Origin of the sequence: Micromonospora krabiensis (assembly GCF_900091425.1) — a bacterium.
Taxonomy (GTDB): Bacteria; Actinomycetota; Actinomycetes; order Mycobacteriales; family Micromonosporaceae; genus Micromonospora; species Micromonospora krabiensis.
The window spans coordinates 4,272,030-4,294,253 of sequence record NZ_LT598496.1 but is presented as its reverse complement, the minus strand read 5'-3'; the positions used below and the strand labels follow the sequence as shown (position 1 = coordinate 4,294,253).

At 73.9% G+C, this 22,224-nt stretch carries 19 protein-coding genes and 1 riboswitch; of the genes, 13 read left to right on the top strand and 6 right to left on the bottom strand.

Features of this window, described 5'->3' with window-relative positions; translation table 11 throughout:
* The first annotated feature begins 44 nt into the window (after window positions 1-44).
* A complete protein-coding gene (locus GA0070620_RS19555) occupies window positions 45-1,235 on the top strand; it encodes a type VII secretion protein EccE (RefSeq protein ID WP_091592963.1) in 1,191 nt (396 codons plus the stop codon).
* Here the strand turns inward: GA0070620_RS19555 and eccD are convergent.
* Complete coding sequence (gene eccD / locus GA0070620_RS19550) at window positions 1,219-2,616, bottom strand: type VII secretion integral membrane protein EccD (RefSeq protein WP_091592961.1); 1,398 nt, start codon at window positions 2,614-2,616, stop codon at window positions 1,219-1,221. The genes GA0070620_RS19555 and eccD overlap by 17 nt on opposite strands.
* Before the next feature lie 167 nt (window positions 2,617-2,783).
* Between eccD and eccCa the strand changes: the two genes are divergently transcribed.
* The 6 genes from eccCa (at window position 2,784) to GA0070620_RS33250 (ending at window position 11,130) form a co-directional block, all read left to right on the top strand.
* Window positions 2,784-6,746 (top strand): type VII secretion protein EccCa, encoded by a 3,963-nt coding sequence (eccCa, locus tag GA0070620_RS19545; RefSeq protein ID WP_091592959.1) that lies wholly within the window; start codon window positions 2,784-2,786, stop codon window positions 6,744-6,746.
* 224 nt (window positions 6,747-6,970) lie between these two features.
* Window positions 6,971-7,279: a WXG100 family type VII secretion target gene (locus tag GA0070620_RS19540; protein ID WP_091592956.1), complete on the top strand. Its 309-nt coding sequence runs from the start codon at window positions 6,971-6,973 to the stop codon at window positions 7,277-7,279.
* A 28-nt stretch (window positions 7,280-7,307) separates the two neighbouring features.
* Window positions 7,308-7,589: a WXG100 family type VII secretion target gene (locus GA0070620_RS19535; protein WP_091592955.1), complete on the top strand. Its 282-nt coding sequence runs from the start codon at window positions 7,308-7,310 to the stop codon at window positions 7,587-7,589.
* Between the two features lie 133 nt (window positions 7,590-7,722).
* Window positions 7,723-9,204: a S8 family serine peptidase gene (locus GA0070620_RS19530; protein ID WP_172836463.1), complete on the top strand. Its 1,482-nt coding sequence runs from the start codon at window positions 7,723-7,725 to the stop codon at window positions 9,202-9,204.
* Between the two features lie 34 nt (window positions 9,205-9,238).
* Window positions 9,239-9,769 carry a hypothetical protein gene (locus GA0070620_RS19525; protein WP_091592951.1) on the top strand — a complete coding sequence of 177 codons (531 nt, stop codon included), beginning with the start codon at window positions 9,239-9,241 and terminating at the stop codon, window positions 9,767-9,769.
* A 17-nt stretch (window positions 9,770-9,786) separates the two neighbouring features.
* Window positions 9,787-11,130, top strand: coding sequence for a WXG100 family type VII secretion target (locus tag GA0070620_RS33250; protein ID WP_091592949.1), 1,344 nt, complete (start codon window positions 9,787-9,789; stop codon window positions 11,128-11,130).
* A 162-nt stretch (window positions 11,131-11,292) separates the two neighbouring features.
* Here GA0070620_RS33250 and mycP read toward each other — a convergent pair whose 3' ends face one another.
* Window positions 11,293-12,540 carry a type VII secretion-associated serine protease mycosin gene (gene mycP / locus GA0070620_RS19515; RefSeq protein WP_231921861.1) on the bottom strand — a complete coding sequence of 416 codons (1,248 nt, stop codon included), beginning with the start codon at window positions 12,538-12,540 and terminating at the stop codon, window positions 11,293-11,295.
* A 105-nt stretch (window positions 12,541-12,645) separates the two neighbouring features.
* Window positions 12,646-12,978, bottom strand: coding sequence for a helix-turn-helix transcriptional regulator (locus GA0070620_RS19510; protein WP_091592947.1), 333 nt, complete (start codon window positions 12,976-12,978; stop codon window positions 12,646-12,648).
* A 205-nt stretch (window positions 12,979-13,183) separates the two neighbouring features.
* Here GA0070620_RS19510 and GA0070620_RS19505 point away from each other — a divergent pair, with 205 nt between their 5' ends.
* Entirely contained in the window at window positions 13,184-13,864 is a 681-nt protein-coding gene (locus tag GA0070620_RS19505) for a carbonic anhydrase (RefSeq protein WP_091592945.1), read from the top strand.
* 73 nt (window positions 13,865-13,937) lie between these two features.
* On the opposite strand, the gene GA0070620_RS19500 is transcribed toward GA0070620_RS19505, so the two are convergent.
* Window positions 13,938-14,957 (bottom strand): coiled-coil domain-containing protein, encoded by a 1,020-nt coding sequence (locus GA0070620_RS19500; protein ID WP_091592942.1) that lies wholly within the window; start codon window positions 14,955-14,957, stop codon window positions 13,938-13,940.
* A 4-nt stretch (window positions 14,958-14,961) separates the two neighbouring features.
* Window positions 14,962-15,092: riboswitch (cyclic di-AMP (ydaO/yuaA leader) on the bottom strand.
* Between the two features lie 166 nt (window positions 15,093-15,258).
* Window positions 15,259-16,629 (bottom strand): YibE/F family protein, encoded by a 1,371-nt coding sequence (locus GA0070620_RS19495; RefSeq protein ID WP_091592941.1) that lies wholly within the window; start codon window positions 16,627-16,629, stop codon window positions 15,259-15,261.
* A 452-nt stretch (window positions 16,630-17,081) separates the two neighbouring features.
* On the opposite strand from GA0070620_RS19495, the gene GA0070620_RS19490 reads away from it, so the two are divergent.
* From GA0070620_RS19490 to GA0070620_RS19480, 3 genes are all read left to right on the top strand, one after another.
* Entirely contained in the window at window positions 17,082-19,091 is a 2,010-nt protein-coding gene (locus tag GA0070620_RS19490) for a heavy metal translocating P-type ATPase (RefSeq protein WP_377520759.1), read from the top strand.
* 9 nt (window positions 19,092-19,100) lie between these two features.
* The gene (locus GA0070620_RS19485) at window positions 19,101-19,685 is read left to right on the top strand and encodes a hypothetical protein (RefSeq protein WP_157741674.1); all 585 of its coding nucleotides are present in this window, start codon (window positions 19,101-19,103) and stop codon (window positions 19,683-19,685) included.
* A gap of 75 nt (window positions 19,686-19,760) precedes the next feature.
* A complete protein-coding gene (locus tag GA0070620_RS19480) occupies window positions 19,761-20,378 on the top strand; it encodes a DUF305 domain-containing protein (protein ID WP_331713198.1) in 618 nt (205 codons plus the stop codon).
* 160 nt (window positions 20,379-20,538) lie between these two features.
* On the opposite strand, the gene GA0070620_RS19475 is transcribed toward GA0070620_RS19480, so the two are convergent.
* On the bottom strand, window positions 20,539-20,835 hold the full coding sequence (locus tag GA0070620_RS19475) for a metal-sensitive transcriptional regulator (RefSeq protein ID WP_091592935.1): 297 nt from the start codon (window positions 20,833-20,835) through the stop codon (window positions 20,539-20,541).
* A gap of 149 nt (window positions 20,836-20,984) precedes the next feature.
* On the opposite strand from GA0070620_RS19475, the gene GA0070620_RS19470 reads away from it, so the two are divergent.
* Complete coding sequence (locus tag GA0070620_RS19470) at window positions 20,985-21,194, top strand: heavy-metal-associated domain-containing protein (RefSeq protein WP_091592932.1); 210 nt, start codon at window positions 20,985-20,987, stop codon at window positions 21,192-21,194.
* 20 nt (window positions 21,195-21,214) lie between these two features.
* Window positions 21,215-22,219, top strand: a complete 1,005-nt coding sequence (locus tag GA0070620_RS19465; protein ID WP_091592930.1) for a hypothetical protein — start codon at window positions 21,215-21,217, stop codon at window positions 22,217-22,219.
* Window positions 22,220-22,224 lie beyond the last annotated feature (5 nt).

The following is a 22,224-nucleotide window of genomic DNA, read 5'->3' as shown; positions in this document are numbered from 1 at the left end:
CCGACGTGGCGGGAAGCCGCACCGTGCAGGAGGGACAGTCACCCATGACGCAGGTTCAGGCGCCACCCACGCGTACGGCCACGGATCCGTCCGGTGCGCCGGGCCGGCCGGTCGCGGCCCCCGTCCGGCGCAGACGTGGCCGGGTCGGCCCGCTCGTGGTCGGTCAGCTCGTCCTCGTGGAACTCTGCGCGGTCGCCGTCTGGGCCGCGCTGGGTGGCCCGGCCTGGGTGGTCGGCGCGGTCGGTGCGGTGACGCTGGTCGTCCTGCTCGCCGCGTTCGCCCGGCGCGGCGGCCGGTGGTGGTACGAGGACCTGCTGTTGCGCCGCCGGCTGCGCGAGCGCCGGGAGCGGGCCCGGGCCGCCCTCGCCGGCGGTGGCGGGAGCGAGCCCCGGTTGGCGTCGCTCGCCCCCGAACTGTCCATCATCGAGCTGACCGACCGGGGCACCCGTCTCGGCATCGGCCAGGACGACCACGGCTGGTTCGCCGCCGTCGCCCTGTACGGCCGCTCGGGCGCCCCGGCCGGTTCGGTGGAGTCCGCCTCGGTGGACCGGGCGGTGCGGGTGCTCAGCGAGTTCAACGGGCCGGTGACCTGCGCGCAGGTGGTCTCGCACACCATGGTCTGGTACCCGGCGCCGGGGTCCCCGCCGGCGGCGCACCGTACGGTCTGGGTGGCGCTGCGGCTCTCGGTGCGGGACGCCCGGACGGAGACGGTGGCGCGCGGCGGGGGGATGGCCGGTGTGCACCGCACCCTCGCGGCGGGCGTGGGCCGGCTCGGCAAGGCGCTGAACGCCGCCGGGCTGCCGCACCGGGCGCTGGGCCGCGACGAGTTGCGTGCCGCGGTGGTCTCGGCGGCGGGCCTGGACCTGACGCCGGACCCGCCCGCGGAGATCTGGACCGGCCTGCGGGGCGGCGGCTGGACGCACCGCTGCCTGACCCTGCGGGCGCGGCCGGAGGCGCCGCTCGGAACTCTCGTGGACGCGGTGACCACCACGTCGGCGCCCTCGCACACGGTCGCGGTGACCGTCCCGCCCGGCGGCCGTCCCGCCGCCCCGCTGCTGCGGGTCGCCGCGATGGACAACCACGTGGAGGCGCTGGTGAAGGTCGTCCGGGACGTCGCGCGCCGGTGCGGCACGCCCGGCCGCCCGCTGGACGGCCAGCATGGGCCGGGCGTGTGGGCGGCCACCCCGGCGGCGGCGCCGCTGGGCGGGGACGGGCCGGTCAGGGCCGCAGGTTGACGATCCAGCCGTAGAGGCCGAGCACCCACACCGCGAGCGGCACCAGCGCGACGATCAGCAGGATCTCCGCGATGTCCAGCAGCCGCCCCCAGACCGGCGAGATGTGCTTGCCGGCCACGGTCAGGCCGTAGATCAGGCTGACCACGGCGGCCAGCACCAGGCCGCCCACGATCACGCCGAGTCGCATCGGCGTCCCGCCGTGGGCGAAGGTGGCGGCCGCGGTCAGGCCGAGACCAACGGTCCCGGTGAGGAGCACGGGCGTCCGCTGCGAGCGGCCGAGGAACGGCCGGGCCCGCAGCAGCGACAGCAGGGCCAGCGCCAGGCAGAGCAGCACCGCCGGCAGCCGGCCGTTGAGGGCCAGCAGGACCTGCGCGCCCAGCACCACCAGTGACACCGTCCACAGCAGACCGGTGAGGAACTCGTCGGCACGCTCGCTGAGCTGCAGGACGCGCCGGCCGTCCACCGATTCGCTGTCCGTCTTGAGGTCGTCCGGGCCGGTCGGGATGGACGGGACGGGCAGCCGCGCCAGGCGGTACGCGGCCATCGGCAGCGCCGGGACCGCGGCGAAGGCGATCGCGGCCACGACCGCCGCGGCGGCCGTGGCGCTGATGCCGAAGGCCAGGCACAGCACGGCGCCGAGCCCGGTCGCCACGCCGACCGCGACCGCGCCGAAGAACAGCGGCAGCCGGTCGCCGACGGCGAGCGCCGCCACCGCCGCGAAGAGCACCACCGCGGTCGCGGCGATCAGGACGTGCGGGCTGGCCAGCTCGGTGAGCCCCCGGTCGCCGGCGAGGAGCAGCAGGCCACCGACCGCCGCGTAGCCGAGGCCGACCGTGGCCAGCACCGCGCCGGTCCGGCTGTCGCCCGCGGCGCGGGACAGCACCGCGGCGCTGACCAGCAGCGCCACCGCGACGAGGAGGGCCGCCAGCGCGCCGGGCAGCTGCGGCGGCCCGGCGAAGAGCGCGGCCACCGCGCCGGCGCCGAGCGCCGCCGCCGCGAACAGCACCGCGAAGGACCGCGTGGTGCCGACCTGCCACGCGCCGGGCCGCTGGTTGGTGGCGGTCGCGACGGCGTCCACCACGTCGTCGAAGACGACCTCGGGCGCGGCCGCCGCCCGCGGGTTGAAGTAGAGGACCTCGCCGTCGCGGACGCCGAGCTGCGCGACCGTACGCCCACCGTCGAGCGGCTGCCCGCCGAGCCGGGCGAGGCTCCAGCCGCCGTGGCGTACGCCCTCGTCGGCCAGGTCCTCCCCGGCGTAGCGCAGCAGGGTCGGCAGCAGGTCGGCGAGGGGCACATCGGACGGCAGCGCGAGGTCCATCCGGGTGCGGGGTGCCACGATGGTGATCCGACTCAGGCCGCCGGTTGCCGTCTTCGTCGCCACTGAGGCCTCCTCGCGCTCTGGAACGATCACCGGCCGGGAACGTCGCCCCTGCGGGTCCGCGACGCCCACGGGAGATTACCTACGATGGCAGCCACATACGATGCCCACCCGACGAGTTCCGACCCGTCGTGGAGCTTCGTCAGCGCAGCTTCTGGGGAGGAGACAGCGTGAGCACGGTGGTGTTCCGCCGGCTGCCGCGTCAGCCGGGGCCGGCGTTACCACGTGGCGAGGTGCTGCTGGAGTCCCCGCCCGAGCTGCCCGAACCGACGCCCCGGGGCATGGGTCAGCTGCTGATGATCCTGCCGATGTTCTGCGGTGTGGGCGCCATGGCGTTCCTCTACGCCGGCCGTGGCGGCAGCACGATGACGTACATCGCCGGTGGGCTCTTCGGCGTCTCGATGTTGGGAATGGCGCTCGGTTCGCTGAGCAACGGCGGCAACGACAAGGCGGAGCTGAACGCCGACCGCCGCGACTACATGCGCTACCTCGCGCAGATGCGCAAGCGCACCCGCCGCGCGGCGGAGCAGCAGCGTGCGGCGATGGCGTGGCGCCACCCCGAGCCGGACGCGCTCTGGTCGATCGCCGCGTCCCGTCGGCTGTGGGAGCGACGGATCACCGAGGACGACTTCGGCGAGACCCGGATCGCCCTCGGCCCGCAGCGGCTGGCCGTGGAGATCGTGCCGCCGGAGACCAAGCCGGTCGAGGACCTTGAGCCGATGAGCGCCATCGCGCTGCGCCGGTTCGTCCGCGCCCACTCCACCGTGCCCGACCTGCCCACCGCCCTGTCCGTCCGCGCGTTCAGTCGGGTCGTGCTGCGCGGCGACCGGGAGCCGGTGCTCGACCTCGCCCGGGCCGCCCTCGGGCAGCTCGCCACCTTCCACGCTCCGGACGACCTGGTGATCGCCGTGGTCGCGGCGCCGGACCGGCAACACACCTGGAACTGGGTGAAGTGGCTGCCGCACGCGCACCACGCCGGGCGGACCGACGCCGCCGGCGCCCGCCGGCTCGTCTTCGCGAGCCTGGCCGAGGCGGAGGAGTCGCTCGCCGACGAGTTGGCCGGGCGGCCGCGGTTCGCGCCGGAGGCGAAGCCGCTGACGACCGCACCGCACCTGGTGGTGGTGCTCGACGGCGGTGAGGTCTCGCCGACCTGCCAGCTGATGGGCCCGGGCCTGCTCGGCGCCACCATCATCGACCTCTCCGGCACCGTTCCCCGGGACGCCGGCCGCTGGCTGCTCTGCCTGGACGCCGGCGACGGCTCCAACCTGGAGCTGGTGCGCGGGGCCTCCACGTCCCGTCTCGGCCGGCCGGACCGGCTGAGCGTCGCCGCCGCCGAGGGGCTGGCCCGGCAGATCGCCCCGTACCGGCTCTCGCAGCAGCAGACCACCTCCGAGGAGCCGCTGGCCCGCAGCATGGAGCTGCCCGACCTGCTCGGTGTCGGTGACGCCGCCATGGTGGACGTGCAGCAGACCTGGCGGCCCCGCAGCCACCGGGACCGGCTGCGCATCCCGCTCGGCGTGGGACCGGACGGCAACGTGGTCGAGCTGGACTTCAAGGAGTCCGCGCACGAGGGCATGGGCCCGCACGGCCTGGTGATCGGCGCGACCGGCTCCGGCAAGAGCGAGCTGCTCCGCACGGTGGTCGCCGCGCTGGCGGTCACCCACTCCTCGGAGGAGCTCAACTTCGTTCTCGTCGACTTCAAGGGTGGCGCGACGTTCGCCTCGTTGGAGGCGCTGCCGCACACCAGCGCGGTGATCACGAACCTGGCCGACGAGCTGCCGCTGGTCGACCGCATGCGGGACGCCCTGGCCGGTGAGATGAACCGGCGCCAGGAGGTCCTGCGGGCGGCGGGCAACTACGTCTCCCGCTACGAGTACGAGAAGGCCCGGGCCGGTGGTGAGCCGTTGGAGCCCATGCCCAGCCTGCTCATCATCTGCGACGAGTTCAGCGAGCTGCTCGCCGCGAAGCCGGACTTCATCGACCTCTTCGTGATGATCGGCCGGCTGGGCCGGTCGCTCGGCGTGCACCTGCTCCTGGCCAGCCAACGGCTGGAGGAGGGCAAGCTGCGCGGTCTGGACACCCACCTGTCGTACCGGATCGGTCTGCGGACGTTCTCCGCGGTCGAGAGCCGGATCGTCCTCGGCGTGCCGGACGCGTACGAGCTGCCGAGCGCGCCGGGGCACGGCTACCTGAAGACCGACACCAGCACGATGCTGCGGTTCCGGGCGGCGTACGTCTCCGGGCCGTACCGGGCGCCGGGGCAGCAGGTGTCCCGCTCGCAGGCGCTGGTGCAGCGGCGGATCGTGCCCTACGGTGTGGACTTCGTTCCGGTGCGGACGCCCCAGCTGCCCGTGGAGACCGCGCCGGAGCCGGAGCAGCCGGCCGACGGCAAGGCCGTGGCGATGCTCGACGTCCTCATCGACCGGCTCAAGAGCCAGGGTCGTCCCGCGCACCAGGTCTGGTTGCCGCCGCTGGCCGAGCCGCCGGGGCTGGGGGAGCTGCTGCCGCAGCTGGCCGTGCACCCGAGCTTCGGCCTCTGCACCGCCAACTGGGCAGGCCGGGGTCGGCTGGCCGTGCCGGTCGGTGTCGTCGACCGCCCGTACGAGCAGCGGCGCGACCCGATGATGGTGGACCTGGCGGGCGCGGGCGGCAACGTGGTGATCGTCGGCGCCTCGCTGAGCGGCAAGAGCACCCTGCTGCGGTCGCTGCTGGCCTCGCTCGCGCTCACCCACACCCCGCGCGAGGCGCAGTTCTTCTGCCTCGACTTCGGTGGCGGCGCGCTGCGCAGCCTGGAGGGGCTGCCGCACATGTCCGGTGTGGCCGGCCGGCGGGACACCGAGGCGGTCCGCCGCACGGTGGCCGAGGTGGTGGCCGTGCTGGACGACCGGGAGGCCCGCTTCGCCCAGCACGGCATCGACTCGGTGGCGAGCTACCGCCGGCGGCGCGCCGCCGGCGAGTTCGCGGACGACCCGTTCGGCGACGTCTTCCTGGTGGTGGACGGTTGGAACACGCTGCGCCAGGAGTACGAGGAGCTGGAGCAGACCATCACCAACCTGGCCAACCGCGGGCTGGGTTTCGGCGTGCACGTGGTGATCACGGCGGTGCGGTGGGCGGAGATCCGCATCAACATGCGGGACCTGCTCGGCACGAAGCTGGAGCTGCGGCTCGGCGACGCGGCCGAGTCGGAGATCGACCGCCGGGCCGCGCAGAACGTCCCGGTCGGCTCGCCGGGCCGCGGTCTCACCCGCGAGAAGCTGCACTTCCTCGCGGCGGTTTCGCGGATCGACGGGCGGCGGGACGTTGACGACCTGAGCGAGGCGTCGGCGGCGCTGGCCCGGCACGTGGCGGAGAACTGGCCGGGCCGTCCGGCGCCGAAGGTGCGGCTGCTGCCGCGCCGGCTGCCGGTGCACGAGCTGGCCCGGATCATCGACCGCTCGGCGCCCGGCCTGCCGATCGGTGTCAACGAGTCGGCGCTGGCCCCGGTCTATCTCGACCTGGCCAACGAGCCGCACCTGACGGTGTTCGGCGACGCCGAGTGCGGCAAGACGAACCTGCTGCGGCTGATCGCCCGCGGGATCACCGAGCGCTACACGCCGGCGCAGGCTCGGCTGGTGATCGCGGACTACCGGCGGGGTCTGCTCGGCGCGGTGGAGGGTGACCACCTGCTCGACTACGCGCCGTCCAACCAGGTGTTCGCGCAGGGCCTGGCGTCGATCCGCAGCGCGCTGTCCAACCGGCTCCCGGGCCCGGACGTCACGACCGCGCAGCTGCGTGACCGCAGCTGGTGGAAGGGGCCGGACCTCTACATCCTGGTCGACGACTACGACCTGGTGGCGTCCGGCGGCAGCAACCCGCTCAGTGCCCTGCACGAGCTGTTGCCGCAGGCCCGGGACATCGGGCTGCACCTGATCATCACCCGTCGGGTGGGTGGTGTGGCCCGGGCCCTCTACGAGCCGGTGCTGCAACGCCTGCGTGAGCTCGACAGCCCGGGTCTGCTGATGTCCGGCAACCGGGAGGAGGGCGCCGTCTTCGGCGCGCTGCGACCCAGCCCGCAGCCGCCGGGACGGGGCACGCTGGTGCGCCGGCGCGACGGTCAGCAGTTGATCCAGACCGCCTGGTCCGAGCCGGCCTGACGGCCGAGGGCCTCCGGTCGGATTACCGACCTGACCGGGTACGCCCTGGATGTCACGGCCTGCTCTACTGTGATCCATCGATCGGCATCGGGGCCAGGGCTGCGCGCGCTGGTCCCGGTCCGCTACGGTTCTTCATAGGAGTGTCCGTCGGTGGGGTGATTCGCCTTGCCGCGGGGGAGGGCGCGGCAGATCCGCCGCCACTACATGACGGAAGGGTGTGAAGCATGGCGTTCGAGGTCGAAGCTGCGACTCTGCATACCGCCGCGAGTGACGTGCGGTCCACGCGCAGCGAGGTCGACGGCGAGCTGAAGAAGCTGTGGAACGTGGTCGACGATCTGGCCATCGCGTGGAAGGGCCAGGCGTCCACCGGCTTCCAGTCGCTCATGCAGCGCTGGAACGAGGACACCGCCAAGTTGCTGACGGCGATGGACAACATCGCCGACCTGCTCGACAAGTCGGGTACGACGCACCAGGTCAACGACGAAGAGCAGCAGCAGATGCTGGACAAGTTCCACTCTGCCCTCAACCCGTGATCCGCCGTCAGGAGCAGAGGAGGAAGTCGTGACGATCAAGGTTGACTACGCGGTCCTCGAGAGCAGCAACCAGCAGATGCTGGCCATCTCCCGGACCATCGACGAGAAGCTGGACACGCTCCGCCAGATGCTGTCCAAGCTCCAGTGGGAGGGTGAGGACCGGGTCGCCTACGAGCAGCACCAGGCTCAGTGGGACACCGCCGTCCGGGACATCAACAAGATCCTGAACGACATCGGTGGCGCGGTCGGCATCGCTCGCGAGAACTACGTCAGCACCGAGATGAGCAACTCCAAGGTCTGGAGCAGCTGACCAGTCGCCTGCGCGGCTCCGGTCCGGTTCGACCGGGCCGGAGCCGCGGTGCGTTACGAGCCAACACCGGCCCTGGGGGAGAGCCATGCCTGCCCGGAAGCGGCGCCGACCGGTCATTCGGACGGCCATCGCCGTGTTCACACTGTTCGCCGCCGCCGGGGTCGCCCCGATGGCGGCACCGGCCCCGGCGCGGGCGGACACCGTACGCGGCCTCCAGTGGCACCTCGACGCTCTCAAGATCCCCGAGGCGCACCGGCTGACCAAGGGGCGGGGGGTCGTGGTCGCCGTGGTCGACACCGGCGTCCACGGCGCGCACCCCGACCTGAAGGGACAGGTGCTGCCCGGGCGGGGCTTCGGTGCGGGGGTGGCCGCCGACGGGCGGACGGACCCCGACACGAAGGAGGGACACGGCACCGGCATGGCCGGCATCATCGCCGGTCGGGGCGGTGGTGACATGCACGCGCTGGGCATCGCGCCCGAGGCGAAGATCCTGCCGGTCGGCCTCGGCGCCGAAGACGCCCGCAGCTGGGATTCCGGCGCGGCCATCCGCTGGGCCGTCGACCACGGCGCCGACGTGATCAACATGTCGTTCGGCAAGCACGTCGCCGACCCGGCGACCACCGACGCGGTCCGCTACGCGCTGAGCAAGAACGTGGTGGTGGTTGCGTCGTCGGGCAACTCGGACAGCGGCTACCCGAAGATCCCGGAGCCGGCGGCCATTCCCGGGGTGATCGCGGTCGGTGGGGCCACCCGCTCCGGCGGGCTCTGGAGCGAGACCGTGACCGGCCCGGAGATGGTCCTCTCCGCGCCCGGCGAGCGCATCATCGCGCCGGCCCCGCCCGGCGCGTCCCCGAACGGCTACCTCGTCTCCGACGGCACCAGCAGCGCGTCCGCCATCGTCGCCGGCGTCGCCGCGCTGGTCCGCTCCCGCTATCCGGATCTGGACGCCGCGAACGTCGTCAACCGACTGATCAGCACCGCGAAGGACCGCGGACCCAAGGGTCGGGACGCCGACTTCGGCTTCGGCTCGATCGACGTGCTCGCGGCGCTCACCCGGTCCGTGCCGGCCGTCGACGCGAACCCGCTGCTCGCGTCCGCCGCCGGGTCGCCCGCACCGGGCGCGTCGGCCGGCGGCGAGAAGGACGGCGACGACGGGCCCGCCGTGTCCGTCGGACTTGCCGAGGGTGCCGGCCTCCAGATCGTGTTCTGCCTGCTCGCGGTGCTGGTGGCCGTGGCCGTCATCGTGATCCTCGTGGTGGTGAACCGCCGGGCCCGGCGCCGCGCCGGGGCCGGACCGGCCGGCACCCGACCGGGCGGCTACCCGCCGCCGGGCGTGTACCCCCCGCCGGGTGGCTATCCGCCCGCTGGCGGCCCCGCGCCGGGCGCCTACCCGCCGCCGGGCGGCCATCCGTCGCCGGCGCCTCACCACCAGGCGTACCCGCCGGCGACCCACCCGCCGTACCCGCCGGCGCCACCCGCCGGATTCGGTCCACCGCAGTCCTATCCGCCGGCGGGGCCTCCGGTGACCGCGCCGCCCTACGGGCCGCCGCCGCAGTCCGGCCCGCCCTCCGGCGCGCCGGGCGCATCGCCTCCGGGTCCGCAGCCGGGCCAGTGACCAGACCGTTAAGCCGCGCCAGGGGAGGACAGCAATGAGCGACGAGAACGACCGGATCGAGGTACGGACCCCGATCCACATGCCGATCAACCCGACGCTGCCGTTCGCCGGCGACATCCGGGGCATGGGCTGGGACCGGGTCGGCGTGGACCAGGCGAAGACCCCGAGTGGCCTGGTGGCCGGCGAGGGCGAGCAGGGTGTGCGTACCGAGTGGGACGCGGGCAACCTCGACTCCGCCATCACCTGGCTGGAGTCCCACGCCGAATACCTCCACCGGCTCTCCTACGACATGATCGAGATCAAGGACAAGCTCGGTGGTGACCAGGCCGTGGCGGGCGAGAGCCCGCTGGGCGGCTTCCAGTACGCGACCCAGCTGGCCCAGCGGCACGCCGAGCTCTACACCGGCACCGAGACCGGGCTGCGCAACCTCTCGGAGACCCTCTACAACGCGGCGGACGCCCTGCGAGAGGTCAAGCGGAAGTACGAGGACGCCGAGGGCGCCAACGCCATGACGGCGCAGCAGATGCAGGAGGCGTTCGCCAAGGCCGCGAGCGGCGACCACTAGAGCGGGGGAACGGGGAGATGGGCGACAAGAGCTGGGAGCAGATGGCCCGCGAAGTTCTCGTGGCGGGCCGACCGGACCACATCGCCAGCGCCGCACTGGGCTGGAAGGAGCTGGTCAAGAACATCGGCGAGGTCAAGGAGAGCCTCGAGAAGAACGTCAAGGACCTCGGCGCGGTCTGGAAGGGTCCGGCGTACGAGGCGTTCAAGACGCACGTCGAGGGCCTCGCCAAGCAGGCCGGCAACCTTCAGGACGACATCAACAGCCCGGGCCGGGGCCGGGTCGGCATCGTGACCACGCTGGAGACGGCGGCCCGGAACCTGGAGACGGCGCAGAACGCGATGCCGATTCCGGCAGCCTGCGTCGGCGACGTGCTGGCGGCTCGCAACGGTGAGATCACCCTGGGCGTCGGCATGTTCGAGGCCAAGGTCAAGGCCGACCTCCTGGGCAGTTGGCCCGCCGAGCAGGTCGGCAAGCTCACCGACTGGGTGACCGGCTGGTTCTCCGACCAGGAGGGCGAGGCCCGGAAGGTCTACGACCAGGTCAACGCGGACTACCGCGACCGGGTGATGGAGACCCCCACCACTCGGCCGGACAGCGCGGACACCTACGACTCCGACGTGCCGAACCTCGACACCGGTGATCGCGGCAAGGGCATCGGCTCGGTTCCGGACATCGGCGGCAACGCGAAGACCGGTGGGATCGGCGACGTGTCGACGGCGAAGCTGGACGGGATGCCTGAGACCGGCAAGCCGGGCATCGGTTCCGGCGCCCATCCGGAGTTGTCCAACGACTACCCCGACACCACGACCGGCGGCGGCTACCCGGGCACCGGCGGGATTCCCGACGACTACGGCACCGGCCTGGCCGGCGCCGGGGGTGGCACGGCGACCGCTCCGGGTCTCGGATCGGGCTTCGGTTCCGGTGGCACCGGGCTCGGCGCCAGTGGTGGTGGCCTCGGTGGCGGCGGTGGCCTCAGCGGTGGGGCCGGCGCCGGGATGATCCCGGGTGGCGGAGCCCTGGGCCGCGCGGTCAGCCCCGGCATGCCCCCGATGATGGGCGGCGGCGCGGCCGGTGCGGGTCGTGGTGGTGGCGGTCGGCTCGGCGGCGGCAAACTCGGGGCCGGTGGCATGCCCGGCATGGGTGGCATGGCCGGTGGGGGCGCCGCCGGCAAGGGTGGCGGCGGCAAGGCCGGCGCCGCCGGGCTCCGGGGCGCGGGTGCCCGAGGCGCGGGGATCGCCGGCATGGGCGGCGCGGGCGGCGCCGGCTACGGCGAGGAGGAGTCGGCCCGCAACACCTGGCTGGAGGAGGACGAGGACGTGTGGGGCGCGGACGGCGACGGCGCGCCCGGCATCCTGCGCTGATCCACTGACGAGAGGGGCGCCGCTCGACCACGGGTCGGGCGGCGCCTGCGCGTCTCGCCGGTGATTCGTGGGCCGCGTCCGCCGACTGAGCCCGTTGGAGTGAGCCTGTCGGAGCCGGTGCTCGACGGGTCATCGCCCTGGCCGGTCGGCGGGCGTGAGCCGTCAGCCGGTGGCAGACAGGTCCACCTCGGAGGGTCGACGGCCCGGGCGCCAGCCGCGTCGGCGCCCCCGGTCCAGGATCGGCTTGACCGCCAGCAGCACCGCCGCGAGCAGCGCGCCCACGGCCGCCACCCAGACGGCCGCCGTACGCTGCCAGCCGAGCGGGTCCTGTCGTGGCGCGGGCGCGGCCATCGCCGCCGGCGGCGGGTCCTTCCGCGTGCCGAGCAGGGTCGCCACCGCCCGGTACGGGTTGACCATGCCGTAGCCGATCTCGGCGTTGTGGCCCTCCGGCGGGTTGTCGGCCGTCCGGGTCAGCCGCTCCGCCACCTGCTCGGGCGTGAGGTCGGGATGTGCCGCGCGGATCAGCGCGACCACCCCGGAGACGTACGCTGCCGCGAAGCTCGTGCCGCCGGCTTCCATGTTGAGGTAGCCCGACCCACCCGGGGCGGGTCCGACGATGTTGAGCCCGGGGGCGGCGATGTCGACGTAGTCGCCGCTGACCGAGCTGTCGACGTGCCCGCCCTCCTCGTCCATGCCCGCGACCGCGATCACACCGGGATAGCGCGCCGGGTAGGCGGGCTGGTCCGGTCGCTGCTCGCGCCGGTTGCCCGCGGCGGCGACGAGGACGACCCGCTTGCCCAGCGCGTAGTCGACGGCGGAGGCGAGCTCGGGCCGGTGCAGCGTCACGAGGGACAGGTTGATCACGTCGGCGCCGTGGTCGACCGCCCACACGATCGCCTCGGCGATCTGGCCGGGGAGGCCCTCGTCCTGCCGGGTCTCCGCGTCGGGCAGCACCCGGATCGGCAGGATGCGGGCGTCCGGGGCGATGCCGGAGAACGGCGCGCCGGTGCCGTCCCTACCGGCGATGATGCCGGCCACGATCGTGCCGTGCCCCGCCTCGTCGCACTGGCCCTGCCTGGCCGGCAGCCCGTTGAAGTCGCGGCCCTCGCGCACCTGGCCCTTCAGTGTCGGGTGGATGGCCGAGACGCCGGAGTCGATCACGGCAACGGTCACGCCGGCGCCCCGGGAGATCCGCCAGGCGGAGGACGGCTCCAGGCGCCGCAGGGCCCAGGATGTCTCGGTCGGCGCCGCGACGCCGGCCGGGCCGCAGGTCGGCGCGGCCAGTGCGGGGGTGGGCGGGACGAGCGCGGGTCCGAGAAGGACGGCCAGCGCTCCACAGAGGACCGCCCGGACGCCCCGCCCGGCGCGAGGGGTGCCCGTGTCACCGACCAGCCGCCTGCTCTCACGCACGTCAGCAGACTACCGCCGCCGGGCCGGTGGTGCGGTGACGGGAGGCCGCCGGACGGGGTGACGCAGCGGCGGATGTGGATGGCGGGACGTCGGAGGACGCCGGGCTCAGCTCGCGTCGGGGGCGGGTTCTTCGGTGAACAGGGCCAGCAGGGCACCCACCTGCCGGTCCGCCTCGGCGGGGTGGCGGAACCGGCCGGCCGGGTTGAGCGTGTACTCGTTGCGCCGGCCCACCCGGGTGCGCACGAGGTAGCCACCGGCCTCCAGGTCGGCGACGATCGCCTGGGCGGCGCGCTCGGTGACACCCACCTCGTCGGCGACGTCGCGTAGGCGGGCGGTCGGGTTCCGCGCGATGGCGAGCAGCACGTGCCCGTGGTTGGTGAGGAACGTCCAGTTCCGGGTGCCCCCGTATCCGCCCGCGGTCGTCGCCATGGCCGCCATCGTATGACCCGGGTCCGGTTCCCGCCGCTCGCTCGACCCCGGGGATGCGGGGCGGCCGGGCCGAGCGTCGCGCAGGGCCAACACCTGATATGCAAATCACGTATCCCTTGACGTATCTTGCGCTCGGTGTGACCGTTGAGCACAGCCCGCGTCCGCCCGCGGCCGGGGGTCACCAGGCCCGTCGCGTGGGAGTCGAGGTATCGGAATGAGCGCAGCCGGAGCACCCGGGACACAGCGCACGCCCGCCACGTCGGAGGCGCCGACGCTCGATCCGGAGCAGGCGCTGGCCGAGCTGCGGGCGGGCAACCAGCGGTTCGTCACCGGCGCCCCGTACCATCCGAATCAGGACGCCGGCCGGCGGGCCGCCGTCGCTTCTGCGCAGCACCCGTTCGCGGTGATCGTCGGGTGCGCCGACTCCCGGCTCGCCGCTGAGATCATCTTTGACCGGGGGCTCGGGGACCTCTTCGTGGTCCGCACCGCCGGCCACACCACCGGGCCCGAGGTGCTGGGCAGCGTCGAGTACGCGGTCACCGTCCTGGGCACGCCGCTGGTGGTGGTGCTCGGGCACGACTCCTGCGGAGCGGTCCAGGCCGCCCGGGACTCGGTCGCCACCGGCTCGACTCCGCCGGGGCACCTGGGCGCGGTGGTCGACGCCGTCGTGCCCAGCCTTCGCCGGGCCGAGGCGGCCGGGGTGGACGACATCAACGGCATCGTCGACATCCACATCGCGCAGACCGTCGAGGCGCTGCTCGACAACTCCCCGGTGTTGGCCGCCGAGGTGGCCGCCGGGCGGTGCGCGGTGGTCGGCATGTCCTACCGGCTGGCGGCCGGCGAGGTGCGCGAGGTCGCCGCCGTCCCGGCCGGCACGGCACGCGCCGCCGCCTGACCCAGCCCTCCGGACGTACGAAGAAGGGGCCGCTCCGCGACGCGGAGCGGCCCCTTCTTCGTGCCCGTCGTCGCTACAGGAGCGACATGTGGACGTGGTCGGTGTGGTTCGACGGCCCGCTGTACGACTTCCAGCCGGTCGCCGGGAACCAGATCTGCCTGTTCCAGATCACGTAGTAGATGCCGAGCCGGTCGGCGTTGCGAATCAGGAACGCGGCGAGGTTGTTGCCGTACATGCGGGTGTCGTTGTTGTGCCACGGCGCGAAGCCGCTCTTCTGCAGCGACCAGTCACACGCCCGACCCTTCGGGTGCTCCCACGGCCCGCCGGAGCGGTAGCAGCCGACGAACCGGTTGAAGCCGGCCCGCTTGACCTCCTTGTACGCGTGGAGCGTGCGCGGGGTGATGCACCCCGAGGTGGTCGGGTCGTTCTCGCTGCAGGATTCGGGCTTCCAGTCGCCGTCCGCGTCCCGGCCGGGGGCGACCCGGGCGACGGGCGAGGTGGCCGAGACCAGACCACCGGTGAAGCCCTTTCCGCCGACGAGGGCCAGCGCCTTGTCCGCGTCACGCTTCTGCTTGGCCATGATGGCGGCCTGCTTCTGCTGCTCGCGGACCTCCGCGTCGATGGCGAGCTTGGCCAGCTCGGCGCGGCTCTTCACCGCGTTGACCTCGGCCAGTTTCTGCGAGTTGACCAGGTTGAGCTCGTCCAGCCCGGTCGCCCGCTGCACGAAGGAGTCGGGGCTGTTGCTCTCCAGGAGCATCGCCATCGCGCCGATACGCCCCGTCCGGTAGGACTGGGCGGCGATCTCGCTGACCTGCGGGGCCAGCGCGTCCAGCTCGTCCTGGGCGCGCTTCACCTCGAGGGCGAGCTCCACCTGACGCTTCTTGGACTTCTCCAGCGTCGCCTTGGCCGCCGTGTATTTCCGGTTGGTCAGCTCGATCACGTCGGTGAGGAGCTGGGGCTCGGCGTCCTCCTCGTGCCCCGAGGGGGTGGAGGGGTTCGGCGCGGCCGACGCCGGGGCGGGCCCGGCGAGCACGGCCAGCGCGGCCAACACGGCCGCCACAGGCGTCAACCAGCGGCGTAGGGGTGCCGTCACAGTGTTCCCTTCCGTCGACCGCCGACCGGGTTAGCTGACGGGTTCGGGGCGGAAGTGGCCCCTACCGCTCGCGCGGATTCACCCCGGGTACCTGGGTTCCCGGTTCGCCGGGTGGCGATTGGGCGGTGGCACCGCACGCGCCACTGCGCGCCTTCATCGGTGACCGGCAGCGAGGTTACCCGAGAGTCCTCGTGGGGATCTACGTCCTGATGCCTACTAAAAGCGTCATTTCGGCATTGCGCTGGGTGATCAGTGACGAGGTCGTCAGCTCGCCCCACCCGCGCGGTCACGCTGCGGAGTGTCACCATGCGCTGTCCGTTCTCCTGTCCGGTTCGGGCCGCCCCGGGTGGGCGGCGAGGGGTGGGTCCGGGTCGAGCGCCCGACCGTGCCGGCCGGCGCTCAGGGCCTCCAGCGCCTCCGCCCGGTCCGGCTCCGGCCGGGCGGTCGGAGCCGGGTGCGTTGGTGCGGTCGGGGTTGCGTCACGGTCCGCCGCGCCGCCGCGACCGGCCGTGGTCACCAGTGCCGCCAGCGCGGTGGTCAGCGGGACGGCGGCGATGAGGCCGAGCGTGGCAACCGCGCTGCGTACGATCTCCTGGGCCAGGAACTCGCTGGTGAGGATCTGGGCAGCCCCGCGCGAGTCGGCGGTCAGCAGAAGCAGCAGTGGCAGCGAGGCGCCCGCGTACGCCAGCACGATCGTGTTCACCGTCGACGCGATGTGCGCGCGGCCGACCCGGGTCGCCGCGCGGTAGAGCTGGAGCCGGGACAGCCCCGGGTTGGCGTGCGCCAACTCGGTGACCGTCGCCGCCTGGGTGACGGTGACGTCGTCGAGCACGCCCAGCGAGCCGATGATGATGCCGGCGAGCAGGAGGCCGTGCAGGTCGACGTCCGCCTGGAACATCGACAGGGTGGTGGCGTCCTCGCTGCCGAAGCCGGTCAGGTGGGTGGCCGCGGTGGCGATGGTGCCGAGCACCCCGGTGAGCACCAGGCTGCCCAGCGTGCCGAGCACCGCCACCGAGGTCTGGGCCGTGACTCCGTGCGTCAGGTACAGCACCACGAACATGATCAGCGCGGCGCCGACCACGGCGACCAGCAGGGGCGGGCGGCCGGCGCTGATCCCGGGCAGGACGAAGCTGAGCAGGATGGCGAAGCTCGCGGCCAGGCCGGCGAGGGCGGCCACGCCCCGCCACCGCCCGAACGCGACGATCGCGGCGGCGAAGACGACGGCCAGCCACATCAGCGGCTTGCCGCGCTGGTGCTCGGCGATGTTCCAGCTGCTCGCCGACGGGTCGGCCGGATCGGTCAACTCGACCAGGATGATCTCGTCGCCGACCGTCACGGTCGGCGCGCCCGGACCGTCCGGGATCGGGGCCTCGACCTGCTGACCCGCCGCCGGGCCGTCCTCCACCCGCACGCCGACCGTGCCGCACACGCCGGGTGCACCCGTCCCCGGTGCGCCCTCCGGCGCGGGCGGGCACGGCTCGGAGACGACCCGGGTGACCGTGCCGTGGTACCTCGGCACGTCGGAGCCGCCCGCCGGCTCCGACGCGTTCCACGGCCAGAGCAGCAGGGTGGCGACCACGGTGGCGAGGACGAGCGGGACCACCGTCGCGACGAGGATCCGTCGCACCCGTGGCGGGGTGGACGGTGCGGGACGAGTGTGGTCGGCGCCCAATGCGAGTCTCCCAACGAATCCGAGGCGGGGTACGTGTCGGCGGGGCGATCGGTTCAGCGCCGCCGAACGAGACTCGGAGCGGGTGCCGTGGACCGGCGAAGAGTGGCTGCTCGGCCGCGTACGGTGACCGGGGCGCCCGGGCGGACGCGGCCGCGCGCGGTGGACGGCGCCGCCGCCCGACGGCGGTCTCGGGTCGGGGGACGCGGGTTCCGGAGAGCCATCGTCGGAATGCTAACCAGCCGGGCTCCTCGCCGCCGGTTCGCGCAGGCGGCGTCGGCGAGGCGTGGCGGACAAAGCACCCCGCCGCGCGGCCGAGCAGGCATGGTGGAGGGATGCGCGGGCACCCGCAGACTGAGCAAGATCACGATTCGTCCCGGTCCGGCGGCCGGCCGGGGCAGGACGGGCACCCCGGCCATGCCGGGTACGACAAGCACGCGGGGCACGATCCCGAGATGTTCCGGCGGAGGTTCTGGCTCTGCCTGCTGCTCAGCGTGCCGGTGGTGGTCACCAGCCACATGGTGATGGACTGGTTCGGCTACCGGCTCGAGTTCCCCGGTCGGTCCTGGGTCGGGCCGGTGTTGGGTTCGGTGGTGTTCTGGTGGGGCGGCTGGCCGTTCCTGGTCGGCGCCGTACGCGAGGTGCGAAACCGGGCGCCGGGCATGATGCTGCTGGTCGCGATGGCGATCAGCGTCGCCTACGTGGCGTCGCTCGCGACTACCGCGGGCACCTTCGACCTGGACTTCTGGTGGGAGCTGGCCGCACTCGTCACCATCATGCTGCTCGGGCACTGGCAGGAGATGCGGGCCATCGGTCAGGCACGGGGCGCCCTCGCCGCGCTCGCCGCGCTCCTGCCGGACCAGGCCGAGCGGGTGACGGCGGACGACGCCGTCGAGCGGGTCCCGGTCGCGGAGCTGCGGGTGGGCGACGTGGTGCTGGTCCGGCCGGGCGGCCGGGTACCGGCGGACGGACGGGTGGTGGACGGCGGCGCCGAGCTGGACGAGTCGATGGTCACCGGCGAGTCCCGGCCGGTGCTCCGGTCGGTCGGGGACCGGGTGGTGGCGGGCACGGTGGCCACCGACTCGGCGTTGCGGGTCCAGGTCGAGGCGGTCGGCGAGCAGACCACGCTCGCCGGCATCCAGCGGATGGTCGCCGAGGCACAGCAGTCCCGCGGACGTGCGCAGGCCCTCGCCGACCGGTTCGCCGCCGCGCTCTTCTACGTCGCCACGGCCACCGCCGTGATCACCGTGCTGGTCTGGGCGCTGCTCGGACGCGTCGACGAGGCGGTCGTCCGGGCCGTGACGGTCCTGGTGATCGCCTGTCCGCACGCGCTCGGCCTGGCGATCCCGTTGGTGATCGCCCTCTCCACCGCGCTCGCCGCGCGGTCCGGGATCCTGGTGAAGGACCGGCTGGCGCTGGAGCGGATGCGGACCGTCGACGCGGTGCTCTTCGACAAGACCGGAACGCTGACCCGGGGCGAGCACGTGGTCACGGACCTGGCCGTCGTCCCGGGCGTTGACCGCGACGAGCTGCTTCGGCTCGCCGCCGCGGTGGAGTCGGACAGTGAGCATCCGCTGGCCCGGGCCATCGTGGCGGCGGCCGGTGACCGCGCCGGCGTGGTCCGGGTCGGTGGGTTCCGGTCGCTGCCCGGGCGTGGGGTCCAGGCCGGCATCGACGGTACGGAGTACGCGGTGGGTGGGCCCGGGCTCCTGCGCGAACTACGCGTCCAGCTCCCCGACGACCTGGCACCGGCGGTGGACCGCTGGTCTGGCCGGGGTGCGGCGGTACTGCACCTGGTGCGGTTGCCGGAGACCGTGCTCGGCTCGTTCGCCCTGACCGACGAGGTACGCCCCGAGGCGCGGGAGGCGATCGCCGAGCTGCGCGCCCAGGGCGTCCGGACCATCGCCATGATCACCGGCGACGCCCGGCCGGTCGCCGAGGCGGTCGCCGCCGACCTCGGCTTCCGCCCCGGCGACGAGGTCTTCGCCGAGGTGCTGCCCGCGCAGAAGGACGGCAAGGTGACCGAGTTGCAGCAGCGAGGGCTGAGCGTGGCGATGGTCGGGGACGGCGTGAACGACGCGCCGGCGCTGGCCCGGGCCGATGTCGGCATCGCGATCGGCGCCGGCACCGACGTCGCGATCGAGTCGGCCGCCGTGGTGCTCGCCTCCTCCGACCCCCGCGGTGTCACCGCGGTGATCCGACTCTCCCACGCCTCCTACCGCAAGATGCTTCAGAACCTGGCCTGGGCGGCGGGCTACAACGTGGTCGCGCTGCCGCTGGCGGCCGGAGCGCTGGCCTGGGCGGGTGTGGCGCTGAGCCCCGCGCTCGCCGCGGTGCTGATGTCCGCCTCCACCATCGTCGTGGCGCTCAACGCCCAGCTGCTGCGGCGGGTACGCCTCGGTCCGCGGGAGCCGGCGCGCCCCGGCCACCGGGGGTCCGGGGCCCCGGCCCGGCCGACAGGTTAGCGTCGAGGTGTGCGCAGGACGGCGGCGACGGTGACGCCCGGGCGGTGGGCCCGGTTGCTGCTGTTGGTCGGCACGCTGTTCGGGTTGGCCGCCATGCACACTCTCGGGCACGGTGCCCACGCCACCACCGCCGCACCCCCGCACGGCACGGTCGGGCCGGCTCCCGCTTCCGCGTTCGGCCCGGCCTCGGTCGGCTGGGACCTCTCGGTGACTCGCCACAGCGCGCCGATGACGCGACCGTCGGGCACGGCTTCCGCCCATACCCCGGCCGTCGACCACGACCCCGCCGTGCCGGCGCCCGCCCCGCGGCCCGGGGCTCTCGACGAGCCCGCAGACCTCGACGTGGCGGCCTCGGCCGCACGGCTGCTGCTGCCCTCCGGCGGGACCGGGCACGGGGAGTTGCCCGGCTGGAGCGTCTGCCTCGCCGTGCTCGGTGCGCTGGCGGTGTCCCTGCTGGTCGTGGCGCGGCTGCTGGCGGGGGCCGCCGGTATCGGTGAGCTGGCACGCCGGGTCGGCCGGGCCGTCCGGACCCCCCGGGCCCCGCCGGCGCCGATCGGTCTCCGCCTCGCCACGGTCGCGGTGCTGCGCAGGTAGGACAGCCCGACGCGGACCGGGCTCCCGGTTCGCGTCTCCGTCCTGCCGCGTACACCGAAACCGAAAGGCTGAACCGTGATCACTCGTACCGTCGTGCGCCGAGCCGCTCTGGCCGGCGTCGTCGTCACCACCGCTGTCACCCTGGCCGCCTGCGGCGGCGGGGACCACTCGCCCGGCATGGGACACGGCTCGTCCTCCGTGCCGGGCGGCGTCCCGGGCGGCGCCGCGTTCAATGACGCGGACGTGGCGTTCGCCCAGATGATGATCCCGCACCACCGGCAGGCGGTGGAGATGGCGGAGCTTGCCGCGACCCGCGCCGAGGACCCGGAGATTGCCCGGCTCGCCGGGCAGATCAAGGCCGCCCAGGCGCCGGAGATCGCCGCGATGACCGGGTGGCTGGCAGCCTGGGGCCGGCCCCTCCCCTCCGCCGGGCCCGAGATGTCGCACCTGGACCACGGCATGCCCGGGATGATGGCCGAGGCGGAACTGCGTGGGCTGGAGGCGGCCTCCGGCCGTGCGTTCGACCGGCAGTTCCTGACCATGATGATCGCGCACCACGAGGGCGCGGTCGCGATGGCGCGGGACGAGATCGCCGATGGCGGCGACCCGGCGGCGAAGGCACTGGCCCAGCAGGTCGTCGCCGCCCAGCAGGCGGAGATCGCCACGATGCGGGAGATCCTCGACCGGCTCTGACGCCGAGCGCTCCGGACCCGCCGGCCGTTGGCGACGGCGGGTCCGGACCCCGGCGGGCCGGACCCGGCACTGGGGCCGTCCACGAGTCGCCGGGCAGGTCGGACAGCCGCCCGTGGCCCGGTCCGTCCTCTCGGCGGTCGGCGGTCGGCGGCGGGGCGGATCAGCCGCGCTTCATGAGGCGACCGACGGCGGCCATCATCTCGGTGGCCATCTCGTCGGCGCGGCCCTCGGCGGCGCCCTCGTGCATGCAGTGCCGGGCGTGCCCGTCGAGCAGGCCGAGCGCGACCTTGTCCAGGGCGGCCTGGATCGCGGAGATCTGGGTGAGCACGTCGATGCAGTAACGGTCGTCGTCGACCATTTTCTCGACGCCGCGGACCTGCCCCTCCACGCGACGGAGCCGCGCGAGCAGCTGGTCCTTGCTGGCGGTGTACCCGCGGATGGGAGTGGGTGCGGTCATGCGGACAAGGATAGCCTACCCCCCGGGGGTATGGTACGGTCCTATCCGTGCCGGATACCCCTACCCGGTACAGGTACGTGTCAGGGCAGGAATCCGTCCTCGGATTACCCCTGGGGGGTATGGTTGAGGCGACGGGAAGGAGCGGTCGGATGGTCACCACGACATACCAGGTGCAGGGCATGACCTGCGGACACTGCGTGAGCGCGGTCAGCGCCGAGGTCGGTGCGATCCCAGGTGTCCGGGATGTGCGGGTCGAGTTGGCGAGCGGGCAGGTCACCGTCGACAGCGAGACCCCGCTGGACGTCACGTCCGTGCGGGCGGCCGTCGACGAGGCCGGCTACGAACTCGTCGACGCCTGACCGGGATCGGAGACACCAGGATGAACACCGCGATGAAGCTGAGCGGATTCGCGCTCGGTCTCGCGGCGGTGTTCGGCGCGGCGTACGGGGTCGGTCACGTGGCCGGCCCCGTCACCCCCACCGCCGAATCCCGCCACGACGACACCACGGCTGAGACCGAGCACGGCGGTGCCGGTGACGCCGGGCACGGCACCGAGGCGGGCGCCTCCGGGCGCCTCCCCGGCGGCCTGCTCGTCTCCGACCGCGGCTACACCCTCGTGCCGGTCATCGCCCCGGCCGGCGAGTTCGCCTTCCGGATCACCGGCCCCGACGGCGGCCCCGTCACCGCGTACGACGTGGCGCACGACAAGCGCATGCACCTCATCGTGGCGCGCCGGGACCTCTCCGGCTTCCGGCACGTGCACCCCGAGCTGGGGTCGGACGGCACCTGGCGGGTGGCCGCCCCCTTCGGCGGACCCGGCGTGTGGCGGGCCTTCGCCGACTTCACCCCCACCGGCGGGGGGCCGCTGACCCTCGGCGTCGACGTCACCGTGCCCGGTGCGCTCACCGACCGGCCGCTGCCGCCGCCCGCGACCAACGCCACGGTCGACGGCTACACCGTCACCCTCGCGGGCAGCCCGCAGCCCGGCCGCACCGCCGAGCTCACCCTGACGGTCAGCCGCGACGGCACCCCGGTCACCGACCTGGAGCCCTACCTCGGCGCGTACGGCCACCTGGTCGCCCTGCGCCAGGGCGACCTCGCGTACCTGCACGTGCACCCCGACGGCGCGCCCGGCGACGGGCGGACCCGGCCCGGCCCCGCGGTGACGTTCTTCGCCGAGGTGCCGTCCGCCGGCGCCTACCGGCTCTACCTCGACTTCAAGCACGGCGGCGTGGTGCACACGGCGGAGTTCACCGTGCTGGCCGGCGCCGCGACCGCACCGACGGGTGGCCCCGCACCGACGGGTGGCCCCACACCGACCCCGAACGCACCCGCCCCGACCGGCGCCGCCGAGCACGGCGAGCCAGGCCACGGGCACGACTGACGGGA

Excerpts from the sequence above, each read along its gene's own strand:
- GA0070620_RS33250 (WP_091592949.1), top strand. The coding sequence starts at position 9,787 with ATGGGCGACAAGAGCTGGGAGCAGATGGCCCGCGAAGTTCTCGTGGCG.
- GA0070620_RS19475 (WP_091592935.1), bottom strand. The coding sequence starts at position 20,835 with ATGACCGCACCCACTCCCATCCGCGGGTACACCGCCAGCAAGGACCAG.
- GA0070620_RS19510 (WP_091592947.1), bottom strand. The coding sequence starts at position 12,978 with ATGGCGGCCATGGCGACGACCGCGGGCGGATACGGGGGCACCCGGAAC.
- GA0070620_RS19555 (WP_091592963.1), top strand. The coding sequence starts at position 45 with ATGACGCAGGTTCAGGCGCCACCCACGCGTACGGCCACGGATCCGTCC.
- GA0070620_RS19540 (WP_091592956.1), top strand. The coding sequence starts at position 6,971 with ATGGCGTTCGAGGTCGAAGCTGCGACTCTGCATACCGCCGCGAGTGAC.
- GA0070620_RS19525 (WP_091592951.1), top strand. The coding sequence starts at position 9,239 with ATGAGCGACGAGAACGACCGGATCGAGGTACGGACCCCGATCCACATG.
- GA0070620_RS19505 (WP_091592945.1), top strand. The coding sequence starts at position 13,184 with ATGAGCGCAGCCGGAGCACCCGGGACACAGCGCACGCCCGCCACGTCG.
- GA0070620_RS19465 (WP_091592930.1), top strand. The coding sequence starts at position 21,215 with ATGAACACCGCGATGAAGCTGAGCGGATTCGCGCTCGGTCTCGCGGCG.
- GA0070620_RS19470 (WP_091592932.1), top strand. The coding sequence starts at position 20,985 with ATGGTCACCACGACATACCAGGTGCAGGGCATGACCTGCGGACACTGC.
- GA0070620_RS19490 (WP_377520759.1), top strand. The coding sequence starts at position 17,082 with ATGTTCCGGCGGAGGTTCTGGCTCTGCCTGCTGCTCAGCGTGCCGGTG.